This window comes from Candidatus Zixiibacteriota bacterium, assembly GCA_040753495.1.
In the GTDB taxonomy this organism is placed as follows: Bacteria; Zixibacteria; MSB-5A5; order GN15; family PGXB01; genus DYGG01.
The window spans coordinates 1-11702 of sequence record JBFMEF010000177.1 but is presented as its reverse complement, the minus strand read 5'-3'; the positions used below and the strand labels follow the sequence as shown (position 1 = coordinate 11702).

The 11702-nt window shown below is 51.8% G+C and carries 14 protein-coding genes and 1 tRNA gene; 7 read left to right on the top strand and 8 right to left on the bottom strand.

The window, feature by feature from the left end; genetic code table 11:
- Positions 1-278: 278 nt before the first annotated feature.
- The 6 genes from AB1690_11625 to AB1690_11600 form a co-directional block, all read right to left on the bottom strand.
- Positions 279-806 (bottom strand): GNAT family protein, encoded by a 528-nt coding sequence (locus tag AB1690_11625; GenBank protein MEW6015960.1) that lies wholly within the window; start codon positions 804-806, stop codon positions 279-281.
- 234 nt (positions 807-1040) lie between these two features.
- Entirely contained in the window at positions 1041-2045 is a 1005-nt protein-coding gene (locus AB1690_11620; protein MEW6015959.1) for a hypothetical protein, read from the bottom strand.
- Positions 2042-3061, bottom strand: coding sequence for a hypothetical protein (locus AB1690_11615; GenBank protein MEW6015958.1), 1020 nt, complete (start codon positions 3059-3061; stop codon positions 2042-2044). The genes AB1690_11620 and AB1690_11615 overlap by 4 nt, the downstream gene beginning before the upstream one ends.
- Before the next feature lie 60 nt (positions 3062-3121).
- The gene (locus AB1690_11610) at positions 3122-3898 is read right to left on the bottom strand and encodes a zf-HC2 domain-containing protein (protein ID MEW6015957.1); all 777 of its coding nucleotides are present in this window, start codon (positions 3896-3898) and stop codon (positions 3122-3124) included.
- The gene (locus AB1690_11605) at positions 3895-4482 is read right to left on the bottom strand and encodes a sigma-70 family RNA polymerase sigma factor (protein MEW6015956.1); all 588 of its coding nucleotides are present in this window, start codon (positions 4480-4482) and stop codon (positions 3895-3897) included. The genes AB1690_11610 and AB1690_11605 overlap by 4 nt, the downstream gene beginning before the upstream one ends.
- A gap of 189 nt (positions 4483-4671) precedes the next feature.
- The gene (locus tag AB1690_11600) at positions 4672-5121 is read right to left on the bottom strand and encodes an MgtC/SapB family protein (GenBank protein ID MEW6015955.1); all 450 of its coding nucleotides are present in this window, start codon (positions 5119-5121) and stop codon (positions 4672-4674) included.
- Positions 5122-5455: 334 nt separating this feature from the next.
- On the opposite strand from AB1690_11600, the gene AB1690_11595 reads away from it, so the two are divergent.
- The 7 genes from AB1690_11595 (at position 5456) to AB1690_11565 (ending at position 9459) form a co-directional block, all read left to right on the top strand.
- Positions 5456-6205: a hypothetical protein gene (locus AB1690_11595; GenBank protein MEW6015954.1), complete on the top strand. Its 750-nt coding sequence runs from the start codon at positions 5456-5458 to the stop codon at positions 6203-6205.
- Between the two features lie 52 nt (positions 6206-6257).
- Positions 6258-7196, top strand: coding sequence for an N-acetylmuramic acid 6-phosphate etherase (murQ, locus tag AB1690_11590; protein ID MEW6015953.1), 939 nt, complete (start codon positions 6258-6260; stop codon positions 7194-7196).
- Positions 7197-7413: 217 nt separating this feature from the next.
- Positions 7414-7962 (top strand): tRNA adenosine(34) deaminase TadA, encoded by a 549-nt coding sequence (gene tadA / locus AB1690_11585; GenBank protein MEW6015952.1) that lies wholly within the window; start codon positions 7414-7416, stop codon positions 7960-7962.
- The gene (locus AB1690_11580) at positions 7959-8468 is read left to right on the top strand and encodes a hypothetical protein (protein MEW6015951.1); all 510 of its coding nucleotides are present in this window, start codon (positions 7959-7961) and stop codon (positions 8466-8468) included. Before tadA ends, AB1690_11580 begins: the two co-directional genes overlap by 4 nt.
- Positions 8469-8605: 137 nt before the next feature.
- Positions 8606-8692, top strand: a tRNA-Ser gene (locus tag AB1690_11575).
- Positions 8693-8735: 43 nt separating this feature from the next.
- Positions 8736-9029 (top strand): GIY-YIG nuclease family protein, encoded by a 294-nt coding sequence (locus AB1690_11570; protein ID MEW6015950.1) that lies wholly within the window; start codon positions 8736-8738, stop codon positions 9027-9029.
- 136 nt (positions 9030-9165) lie between these two features.
- Positions 9166-9459 (top strand): GIY-YIG nuclease family protein, encoded by a 294-nt coding sequence (locus tag AB1690_11565; protein MEW6015949.1) that lies wholly within the window; start codon positions 9166-9168, stop codon positions 9457-9459.
- Between the two features lie 206 nt (positions 9460-9665).
- On the opposite strand, the gene AB1690_11560 is transcribed toward AB1690_11565, so the two are convergent.
- Both AB1690_11560 and AB1690_11555 read right to left on the bottom strand, forming a co-directional pair.
- Positions 9666-10604: a threonine/serine dehydratase gene (locus AB1690_11560; protein ID MEW6015948.1), complete on the bottom strand. Its 939-nt coding sequence runs from the start codon at positions 10602-10604 to the stop codon at positions 9666-9668.
- Between the two features lie 224 nt (positions 10605-10828).
- A partial coding sequence (locus AB1690_11555; GenBank protein MEW6015947.1) for an efflux RND transporter permease subunit occupies positions 10829-11702 on the bottom strand: 874 nt, incomplete at its 5' end.

Sequence of the window (11702 nt, the reverse complement as noted above, 5' to 3'; positions counted from 1 at the left end):
ATAGTTGAAAAGATTTCGCCGGAGGAATCGGGGAAATACCGCTTCAGTATCTGCCGAGTGAATAAGCGACCGCAGAATCTTACGGATAAGAAAGCGACTGATAAAGATGCCAAAAGCGATCAGGGGCTTTGAGCGGAAGTATGATGTCGCAAACCCCCTTCATCCCCGCCTGAGGCCAAAACGAAGGGGGAAATTCCACCTACGTTTACGATTCTTTGAGATTCGGTGGCAGGTTTCTCGTTCTCTATGAATTCCAGATTCGGAATAATATCTGCGTTCTACCTGTGATTATTTACTTCCCTATATTCTTTCTCCAATAATGAATAACATAATAAGTCAGTAAATTCGCCTGCGATGATCAATGCTTCACGCATGACCCCTTCCCGTGAAAAGCCAACCCCTCGCATTAGTCTTTCGGAACGATCATTGCCTTTGGCGACCACAGCCCAGACTCGATGCATATGAAGGTCATTAAAAGCATACTTCAGCATTTTTTTAAGCACGACCCGTCCGATGCCTAAACCCCAGCAGTTGACTTCACCGATAACGAGCGCAAGTTCGCATTTGCGATTTTTTTCATCAATAGACTCAATGGTGCAGTAACCTATCAGCCGTCTATCTCTGAGAACTGCCTTCAACCAGGTATGCGGATTAGTCTTCAATCGGGCGAACCATGCCTCAATTTCTGTTCTCGACTTGAGTCGTTCAGCGAGATAGCGATTTACTTGAGGGTCATTTCGCCAGGATACTATTGTATCAAAATCCACTGCTGTCAAATCGCGAAGGGTGATCATTTCGTTTTTCATATCAGGTGTTTTCCAGCCTCTTGAATGTCCCAATCCATAAAGCGCTTATCTGACCGAAATGACGCACTTTCTTTAATATTAGCACAAGGAGTTTTGTTAAAAAAGGTGGGCTGACGGCGAAATATAATTCGTGCCTGGCAGATGTCCACATCTGCTGGTAACTATTAATTGCGCCGTCAGGAATCCTTCCTGACGGAAATGATGATGTCGAAACCATAGAGGTTTCGACCTACGTTACTGATGCCTCAGGATTGCCGCCAGTTTGCTTTTCTGCTTTCGCTTGATATGGCGGGGAATCTGGGGGTAATTCTCCTGGATGAATGATTGATAAGCGGCGCCTTCCTTCTTGCGGTCGAGCCGGTCAAGGGACTGAATAGCCCAATAAGCGGACTCAATGAGATTGAAGAAATTCCCCGGTCGGGATTTTAGCCGGTCGAACAGACGAGAATAAAAGGCGAGGGCGCTGTCGTACTGCCGGCTCTTATAAAAGGCTTCCGCCAGGGGCCAAAGGAAGGAGTTGCCGGCGGGATATTTTTGCAGCATCCCGGAGGCAAGCGCGATTGCCGAATCATACTGCTTTTCATTTATCCAGACCCAGATAAGGGAGGCTCGGGCCGATTCGCGGCTGAAGAGGGAGGAATCGATAGCGAGTTGGAGTTCCCGGATACCTTTTGCTTTGTCATTCTTGAAAAGCCCGACGGCGCGAAAGAACCCGGCTTTGACTGATTTCCAGTAATGGTACGAGCCAATTCCGAAGTAGAGGTCATAGAGGGTCGAATCGACCGCCAGACCTTTATGATACTGACTGCGGGCTTTGAAACCGTAGGTAATTGCGGAATAATTGGAGGCGAAGCGGGCTTCCCAGAGAGAGCGGTAGGCGTAAGCGTGTCCGATAAAAAGGTAGCAGGCAGCCGAATCGTGTCGGCTGCAGGCCTGAAGTTTCCGTTCCGCAAGCGATTTAACGGAATCCAGAATTTCCAAATATCGTTCGCCGTAGAGATTCTCTTCGGCGTCCATCATCTCCCCCTGCATAGCGGCGGCGCGGATAAGATAACCGGATGGGTCAGCCGAATCGATTTCCAGCAGGTACTCGGATTGCCGGAACGATTTCTCCCACTCTCCGTTGAGAAGAGCCGGTTCCCCGGCATTGATGATGGCGAGCTTCTGTTCCGTGAGAAGGGTATTTTCCGCAGCGGCAGGTATTGACAGGAGAAGAATGAGCCAGAATAGCGGTGTCATCGGAGAGCCGCGGCGAGGGCATCGGCTTTTTCAAGGGTTTCGGCGAAATAGGCGTTAGCGCGCCGCATCGCTTTTTCGGTGAGGATTTTTTCAACAATTTTCCCGGCGGTTTCTTTATCTTTGCGCGCCAGGGCGATTTTAGCCGTGAGAAGTTCGGCTTCAAAGACACCGAAGGGGTCAAAGTAGGGCGATGATTTCCAGGCGGTCCGAAGTTGGCGGATTTTGGTTTCAGCCTCCTCGAGTCGTCCCACCGAAATTAATCCTTCGGCATAGTACAGAAGGGCGTAGGGGTCGCGGGGGACAATGCGGGCAAGGGAGTCCGCCATGGCAAAGAGCTCATCGTACCGCTCTTCGAGGAAGTATATACGGAGCAGCGATTCGCGGGCGTTAAAAGATGCCAGATAACCGCGCTGGGCCGCCAGCCTGATTTCGGCGATACCCTGGTCGCGCTGGTCGCTGATGAAGGGGAGCCAGAGGAAATCTTTGGCTTTGACAGTGCGGTAGTAATGATAGGCGCCCAGCCCGAGATAGGCGTCATAGAAACTGCTGTCGGTCTCGATGGTTTTGTTGAGCGCGGAATTGCAGCGGAAACCATCACGGAACGCCCCCCACCAGTTGCCGTGAAAAGCCCGGTGCAGGGCGCGATAGCCGTAAGAAGCCCCGGCGATAAATTTCCAGTCAGGATTGTACGGCTCGCGCACCTGGCGCTTCTCGGCGAGGTCAATCGCCCGGTCGAGATAGTTGGAGATAGTATCTTGGAAGCGGTCGGTGCGGTACTCTTCGGAGATAGTCTGGTAAATTGTCCCCAAGAGAAAATATCCGACCGGGTTGTCTTCCTCCGCCTTGAGAATCTGTTCTGAGGCGTTAAGGGCGTCGACAAAATTATTATGCCAGATATTGCGGGCGATTTTCAAAGCGGCAGTGCTGCGGATAGCCGTCTCGGAGAAAGCCGGAATGTAGCAAAAGACGAAATAAGCGGAAAGAAAATAGAGCGCGCGGTACGATAATCCTGCCATTACTCTCTTATACATTGCCCGTTAATAATGGCGCAAAAAAGAGTTTGGCAATAACTTTTTTTAGATAGCCCCGAGGGCGGTCGCCAGCTGGGGAAGTTCGAGCTCTTTGTTTTCGGAGACGGCGATCGCCACGGCATTGCCCTGTTTCCAATATACAACCTGGCACTGCAGGCAGACATGCCGGAAATACTCAATGCCGGAGTGAATGACCTTCTCAAAATCGGGCAGGTCCTGGGGACTGTACTGACCAATAAAGAGAGAGACTTTACTGTCGCCGTTGCGGTAATGGAGATGCATGAACTTGTGGCCGCGGATTTCATCGATGCCGTAATGAGTCAACTCATAGCCGGCCACTTTTTCACCCAGGGCGAGGCTGAAATGAGGAGTCAGATAGCTGTTGATTTCCTCGATGCAATCGGCGTCATTGACGGCGGCGAAATTGACCGGGTTGGCGTTGAAATGCTCTTTCTCAAAAGGATAGACAAAGCTCTTATGCCGGAAAAACTGGGCGGTAGCCAGCGCCGCCACGACGCAGAGTACAAGGGCGGCAGCAGCGGAAATAATGACCGGCCGGGAGCGGAATGACTTCAGCTGGAAACGGCTTCCGGATTGCCCGGCGTCGGAGATACGCTCCTGAATTCTCTGTTTGAGCAGGTCGGTGCGGTTGCGGGAGGCCGCTCTTTCGGTGACGAACGTCTTGAACATCGCCTCGAATTCGTACCGCGCCATACAGTGCTGGCACTCCTCGAGATGTTTCTTGACTTTTTCGCTATCGATCTGATTGGCTTCTTTATCAATTACTTCATAGAGCAATTTCAGCGCTTCTTCGCAAGTCATTTAGCAGGTTCCTTGATAAAACCGTTCTTCACGGCATAATCCCAGAGGGCTTTCTGCAGGAGTTTACGCCCCCGATGTAATCGCGATTTAACCGTTCCGATATTAAGGCCGGCGATTTCAGCAATTTCTTCATAACTGAATCCCTCCAGAAAGGAGAGCACCACCACCAACCGGAAATCTTCGGGAAGGTCTTCAATCGCGCGTTTGACGTCATCATCGAATACTTTAGCAAAAAAGTGTTGTTCGGGATTTTCCGAAGGACCTAAAGCCGCCAGCTGGCCGAACAGGAAGTCATCATCGACATCTTCAAATTCAACAACCTGGGGAGTTCGCGATTTCGCCCGGTAGTTGTTGATGAAGATGTTGGTCAATATCTTGAACAACCAGGCGCGACAATTGGACCCTTCTTCAAATTTGTCCCAGAAGCGATACGCCTTGAGGAAAGTCTCCTGAACCAGGTCTTCCGCCTCGTTTTCATTGCGAGTCATCCGGAGAGCGGTTCGATAGAGAGAGTCAAGGTGTATCAGCGCTTCCTTGTTAAACCTCTCCTTCTTATGGTCATTTCCCGATAGCCGGTCGCTCATTTATCAGTTCGTACTTTCCGGACCGGGTTACATGACGTTATGTCATATAACATTTCCGTTCCAATTCTTGTTCCTGAATATATAATCAATTTTTGCACAAACGTCTACAGTTAAGGGGTTTATACCGATAATCGATTGAGATTGAAAGTTTCTTTTGGCACAATCTATCCCTCTCCAATGAAGCAGTTTTCAAGGGTTGCCGTTCTCCGGAGCCAGTTTTTTTTCAATTTTACGCAGGCCATACAGCACTATGATAATGACAAGAGTCACAATGGCCGTTTCGAGAAACTTGCCGGTGCCAATCATCAGGCCCAAAGCGCCGTTGACCCAGATGATAGCGGCGGTGGTCAAACCGCGGACAGAACCCTGGGCTTGTATGATTGCCCCTGCGCCAAGGAAACCGATGCCGGTTACAATATTGGCGGCAATCCGCCCAAAATCTCCCTCAAAGTCGCCCGCTATTTCAAAGGACATGATGGTAAACAGGGTGGCGCCGAGGACGACAAGGATATTGGTTCTGATTCCGGCCGGTTTGTGCGACCGCTCCCGTTCCAGCCCAATAAGAAAACCGACCGCAACCGCGGCAATCACCTTGAAGAGAAAAGTGATAAGCGCATCCATCTCCGGCTGGTACCACATATAATCTGTCTCTCCCTTAATTAAGAGTGTACCCTGTATAGCAGGCAGTCCCGTTCAGGCGGGATAGTCATATTTTGGCTTGTCAGCAGTTGCCTGGCTAAGCAGAATTTCCGCCCATATACATAAAAGATAATTTCAGCCCACAATTAAAGCAATAGAGATTCTGTTAAAGAAGGCCCAAGTTCCAACTATGTCGTTATGCCATAGCAGGTTGCTCGGACTCGCAAAGAATGTGAAATCTACCGAAGTCAGTGGTAGAATGCAAGGTTGCGGGGATGGAGTCAGAAATAATTAATTCAGCTTAGCCCGACATCAGCCGATATAATAGTTAAAGATGAAAAACCCGCTTCGATTATTCATAGCGCTGATACTGGCGACGGTGGTGGCGCTTTCCGGATGCGACACCCGGATTGTCCGCTCCGGGCTGTACGATTACAGCCTGATAGGGGCGGTAGTCAAGAATATCGACAATGATTCGATTCTGGCGGCGGCTCTTCTTAAGAAAGAGGACTCGGCCGTTGCCGGCGCCGTAATTCGTATAAACAACGACACTCTCAAATACTCCGGCGGCCTGTATTATCGCTCCTATAATTCCGACACGCTCCTGCGAACCGGCAATTACCGCTTGCGAATTCTCGACTCGACTTTCTTCGCCGATTCGCTCTTGTTCACGGTTCCGGCCGATCTTCAGATAACCTCCATATTCCCTGCCAGTCGGATAAACGGCGGCGGGGCGACCACGGTCCGGGTGGACTGGACCGCTTCCGGAGGGAGTAATGGGTATGCCTACGGTGTGGTGCTTCGGGAATCAGCTTATCAGACCAACGGATATTTCGGATTCGTGCCGGATGGCGCCACCCTGGTGACTATTCCGCCGGATGCGTTTCGTCTCTCGGGGCAGCTCGATACCGGATGGTACTATATTTATGTTTACGCCTATTACGGCTCGCCGGTGCCGGGAGGGAATCTTCCGACCGGATTCCCGGCCGGATTGGCGCCCAATATCGCCCGCAATAAATTTACCGGTTCCTGGGGAGCAATCGTGGTGTCGCCGCGCGACTCGATGTATGTGACCCTTCAGTAATCGTCTCAAATTTCTCTTTTCTTCTGTCATATTATTCTCTTAATTCCGGCTTATGAAAAAGAGCCGTAAGAGTGAAAATATCTCCACCCGCCGGGTGGAATTAGTCAGAACTTTGCAGAATCTCAGCACCGAACAGAGAAATCCGGCGACCTCAAAGATTGACACCCTCTCCCCGCTTAAGATTGTCAGAATCATTAATCGTGAAGACAGGAAAGTGGCCTCAGTGGTAGCGAAAGTGCTGCCGTCGATAGCCCGCGCCGCGAGGATGTACGCCGATACCTTAAGGAAAGGGGGAAGAGTTATCTATATCGGCGCGGGAACGTCAGGACGGCTGGGGGTGCTGGATGCGGCGGAATGCCCCCCTACGTTCGGGACTGACCGCGGGCAGATTGTCGGACTGATATCAGGCGGGCATGGCGCTTTGATACTTTCCAAAGAGGGAGCGGAAGACCGGGAAGATTGGGCGGTCGCTGATTTGAAGAAAATCAGATTCAGCCGGAAAGATTTGCTAATTGGAATTGCGGCCTCGGTCCGGACGCCGTACACCATTGCGGGAATCAGATATGCCCGCTCTGCAGGGGCAAAGACAGTTTTGATTGTCTGCAATAAGGCGTCGCTGAAAGCGCGTCCCGATATCTTGATAGAACTTCCGGTCGGTCCCGAGGTCATAACCGGCTCGACACGTATGAAGTCAGGAACGGCGCAGAAGATGACATTGAATCTCATATCGACCACGGCGATGATACTTCTGGGGAAGACTTACGGTAACCTGATGGTCGATTTACAGGCGAGAAGCGAGAAACTGGCGGCGCGGTCGCGGAAGATTTTGATGGAGTTTCTGAAGATAGGGTATGCCGAAGCGGATAGACTTCTCGTCGAAGCCGGCGGGTCGGTAAAAACGGCGATTGTGATGAACCGGCTGTCGCTCGACCGGAGAAAGGCGCAAGCGCGGCTTAAGAAAGCGGGCGGTTTCCTGAGAAAGTTATTGTAGACCGACCATTTATGGTCGGTTAATTCGGGTTGATTCGCAGATATCACTTCGGGGTGTCAATCGCCTACAGAGAACTCTGGGTGCCCGGTCGGTCTTAGGACCGACCGTCATAGAATCAGGCGGGTCTGGCGACCAGCCTGTCACGATTAACCGACCACCGGAAATAGAATCAGAACAAAAATGGCACGAGCCGCCTGCGGTATTGCCCGGAGGGCTCGTGCCCTGCAGGATACGGGGGCGTATTCATAATCTTGTTGCCATCAATATAATCTTAAAACATATTCTCTTCATGCCGCCCATTGACCACCAATATTTCATGGAGCAGGCGCTTCGAGAAGCGCAGAAAGCATTCGAGGAATCGGAGGTGCCGGTCGGCGCGGTGGTCGTGCATCGCGGCATCATTATAGGCCGCGGGCATAACCGCACCGAAGCGCTCAAGGACGCCACCGCGCATGCCGAAATGCTGGCGATTACCTCGGCGGCGGAGCATATCGGGGACTGGCGGCTGGAAGAAGCGGTGCTTTACTGCACGATAGAGCCCTGCGCCATGTGCGCCGGCGCGGCGGTGCTGTCGCGAATCAAGACGATTGTCTATGGGGCAAAAGATATCCGCTTTGGGGCTTGCGGAACTATATTCGAGGTCCCGATCGACAAAAGGCTGAATCATAGAATCGAAATTATATCCGGCGTGATGGAAAAAGAGGCGACGGAGTTGATGCAGATATTTTTCAAAGAGGTGCGCCGGAGGAAGGAGAAGATAAATTGAACAAATTTAATGTTGACCTGAATGCCGTGCTGATGCGACCGCTCTATTTCGGGCTGTTTATGAATATTCTGACTCCGGCGATATTTCTGGGAGTGGCGTACTACCTGGACAAATCCAGCGGCCGAGATATGCCGCTTCAGGAGACAGACCTGAATCTGGTCTTCTGGGTTTTGACAGCGGTGGCGATTGCTGATGGCCTGGCGGCATATTTCCTGAAGCGAAGACTTTTCTTTGCCCCGATGATACGGGCGAAAGAGAGCTTTTCCGATGATTTTGCGGCCGGGGTATTCCGGAATTCTCTTATCTGTTACTCACTGGTAACGGCGATAGCGGTGTATGGGCTGGCGTTTTATTTTCTGGGGGGAGAATTCGTGCATCTTTTCTTCTTTGTCTTTCTCTCTTTTAGCGCCTTTCAGCTGATAAGACCAAGGCTCGGCTTTCTGGAAAAAGTTCTGGAGGCGCAGGAGAAGCATGTAGAGGAAGGGCGGTTGTTGCGCCTGAAGTGACGAATTCATTCCCGATGACAGAAAAATTTCCTGCCTAAAAGGGATTCTGATACGTCCGTAAAAAGGCCGGAAATTTAGGCTTTACAAGGGGGAACGAATTTATAAATTGGGGGTGAATTTTAGATATTCTTGAAAATGGAGAGGTGCCAGAGTGGCCGATCGGGGCGGTCTCGAAAACCGTTGTCCGCGTGAGCGGACCCTGGGTTCAAATCCCAGCCTCTCCGTTTTTATTTGATGTAATTCCACGTGCATTTTGGGGATAGAGATATGCCTGAAGAAGCCAGTGAAGGGATTAAAGGCGACACTGGAAAGGCCAAGGGATTTGTTTATGCGCTCCGGTGCTGCGATGACAAGATATATGTCGGGTCGACCCGGAACTTGGATAGTCGATTACGTTCGCATCAAATGGGGAAAGTGAAGACAACGAAACATCGAAGACCGGTTGACCTGGTCATGTATGAGGAGTTTGAGAGTTATGCTGATGCCAGAAGGCGGGAGATGTACTTGAAGACCGGGGCAGGCAGGGATTGGCTTAAAAGAAGGCTCGGCAAGTCAGAGTGATCGGGGCGGTCTCGCTCGCCGCAGCGAGTCCGCCGTGGCGGAAAAACCGTTGTCCGCGTGAGCGGACCCTGGGTTCAAATCCCAGCCTCTCCGTTTTTATTTGATGTAATTCCACGTGCATTTTGGGGATAGAGATATGCCTGAAGAAGCCAGTGAAGGGATTAAAGGCGACACTGGAAAGGCCAAGGGATTTGTTTATGCGCTCCGGTGCTGCGATGACAAGATATATGTCGGGTCGACCCGGAACTTGGATAGTCGATTACGTTCGCATCAAATGGGGAAAGTGAAGACAACGAAACATCGAAGACCGGTTGACCTGGTCATGTATGAGGAGTTTGAGAGTTATGCTGATGCCAGAAGGCGGGAGATGTACTTGAAGACCGGGGCAGGCAGGGATTGGCTTAAAAGAAGGCTCGGCAAGTCAGAGTGATCGGGGCGGTCTCGCTCGCCGCAGCGAGTCCGCCGTGGCGGAAAAACCGTTGTCCGCGTGAGCGGACCCTGGGTTCAAATCCCAGCCTCTCCGTTTTTATTTGGGGACAATTCATCCCAGCCTTCTTGAAGAAGACAGAAGTTTATCGACCGGTCGAGTCACAAGTGTCGAAATCCCTGTGATTTATAAATCTTCCAACTAATATTTCATCTAATGACGGTGGGGTGGGATTTGAGAATCTCAGCGAAGCGGGAGATATTGATATTGGCGCCGGAAAGCACGCAGACTATTTTGCGGCTTGATTCGAAAGATTCGGGGTGAAACAAGATAGCGGCGGCCGGGGCGGCACCGGCCGGCTCGACCACCAGTTTGGCGGTCTGACAGAGGGCGGTAATGGCGAAGCAAATCTCTTCATCGTTAACGCGGATGACGGGCACATGGAATTTTCGCAGGATTTCGAACGGCTTTTCCCCTATCTCGGCGACATTGATGCCATCGGCAATAGTCTCAGCGTGGGCGATGGCGACTCGTCCGTTCTGTTCCATGGAACGGGCGGCGGCATCAGCCTTATCAGACTGGACGCCGACGACGCGAATATCATCATGATGAGTCAATACGGCGGTAGCGATTCCGGCAATCAGACCGCCACCCCCGACCGGGACAACAATGGTGTCGACATCGGGCCATTGCTCGAGAATCTCGAGGCCCAGGGTCGCCTGTCCGGCGATGACGGCATCATCATCATACGGCGGGATGAAAATGGAGCCGCGCTCTTTTTGGAGGGCAAGAGCATGATGATACGCTTCCGAGAGACTTTTTCCGTACAAGATAATTTCCGGCTCGCCGTAAAGGCGGGTTTGGATGATTTTTATTTCGGGTGTGCTGAGGGGCATGACGATTGTTGCCCTGATATTCAGGAAGGAGGATGCCAGGGCAACTCCCTGGGCGTGATTACCGGCGGAGGCACAGATGACTCCGGCTTTTCTTTCGGCGGGTCGGAGCAGTCGGATTCGATTCCAGGCGCCGCGGGCCTTGAAGGAGCCGGTTCGCTGGAGTGTCTCCAGCTTGACCTGGACGGTCTTCCCGGTTGCAGAGGAGCCGTGCCGCCAGATTTGAAGCGGGGTGCGGATAATCTCGGGATGCATCTGGTCCCGCGCTTCCAGTATGTATTCATATTTAATCAGAATGAATCCTCCGGTATTCCGTTTGGAGATTCAAGAATTGTACTACAACTTATATCGACAAATATCGGACGGCAGTTGAATATGCCACTTTATGTTCGGCAGAGACAAGAAAGGGATGTCAGGACCTAAATAGTCATGACATCCCGCTAACGTCCTTTCATCAATCAGAAGGCTATATCGCCTTATCAGGAACTCTCCCCTTGCGCGAGATGGGGGGTGTGGAGCGAAGTGACTTTGACTTCTTCCGCCATTTCCATAGGCGCGGCTTCTTCTTCTCCAATGGCGCTCTCTTTGGTAAATCGCGCCAGGAGAGTGTACATCACCGGCACCAGAAGGAGCGTCATGAAGGTGGAAAAGAGGACACCGCCGACGACAGCGATACCGAGGGGACGTCGCGCTTCCGCCCCGGCTCCCAAGCCGATGGCAATGGGGAGAATGCCGAAGACCGTGGAAAAAGAGGTCATGAGAATCGGCCGGAGACGAATCGCCGATGCCGAGACAACCGCCTCGAGAAGCTCTTGCCCTTTTTGACGAAGTTGATTGGAATATTCGACAATCAAAATGGCGTTCTTGGTCACCAGACCGATTAACATGATAAGCCCTATCTGGGAATAGATATTCATCGTCTGGCCGAACAGCAGAAGCGAAATCAGGGCGCCGACCACCGCCAGAGGGACAGAGAGAAGAATGGTCAGGGGGTGAATAAAACTTTCAAACTGCGCCGCCAGCACCAGATAGATAAAGACGACCGCGAAGAGGAAAAGGAAATAAAGGGCGGAACTCGATTCGCGGAATTCGCGCGACTGCCCCCCCAGGTCAGTTTCGATTCCGGCGCCGAGGTCGTTCTTTGCAATCTTGTCAAGGTCGTCGAGGGCCTGTCCCAGGCTGAAGCCGGGGGCAAGGTTGGCGGTGATAGTGGCAGAGCGAACACGGTTGAAGTGATTCAGTTCTTTGGGGGCGACGGTTTCATTGATGCTGACGACCGATGCCAGCTGCACCAGTCCTCCGCGTCCGCGAAGATATAATTCGTCGATGGTTTCCGGAGTGGCGCGGTCGGTC

Bases quoted from the DNA above. Each gene is read 5' to 3' on its own strand.
- AB1690_11625 (MEW6015960.1), bottom strand. From the start codon at position 806: ATGAAAAACGAAATGATCACCCTTCGCGATTTGACAGCAGTGGATTTT.
- AB1690_11620 (MEW6015959.1), bottom strand. From the start codon at position 2,045: ATGACACCGCTATTCTGGCTCATTCTTCTCCTGTCAATACCTGCCGCT.
- AB1690_11615 (MEW6015958.1), bottom strand. From the start codon at position 3,061: ATGGCAGGATTATCGTACCGCGCGCTCTATTTTCTTTCCGCTTATTTC.
- AB1690_11610 (MEW6015957.1), bottom strand. From the start codon at position 3,898: ATGACTTGCGAAGAAGCGCTGAAATTGCTCTATGAAGTAATTGATAAA.
- AB1690_11605 (MEW6015956.1), bottom strand. From the start codon at position 4,482: ATGAGCGACCGGCTATCGGGAAATGACCATAAGAAGGAGAGGTTTAAC.
- AB1690_11600 (MEW6015955.1), bottom strand. From the start codon at position 5,121: ATGTGGTACCAGCCGGAGATGGATGCGCTTATCACTTTTCTCTTCAAG.
- AB1690_11595 (MEW6015954.1), top strand. From the start codon at position 5,456: ATGAAAAACCCGCTTCGATTATTCATAGCGCTGATACTGGCGACGGTG.
- murQ (MEW6015953.1), top strand. From the start codon at position 6,258: ATGAAAAAGAGCCGTAAGAGTGAAAATATCTCCACCCGCCGGGTGGAA.
- AB1690_11570 (MEW6015950.1), top strand. From the start codon at position 8,736: ATGCCTGAAGAAGCCAGTGAAGGGATTAAAGGCGACACTGGAAAGGCC.
- AB1690_11565 (MEW6015949.1), top strand. From the start codon at position 9,166: ATGCCTGAAGAAGCCAGTGAAGGGATTAAAGGCGACACTGGAAAGGCC.
- AB1690_11560 (MEW6015948.1), bottom strand. From the start codon at position 10,604: ATGCATCCCGAGATTATCCGCACCCCGCTTCAAATCTGGCGGCACGGC.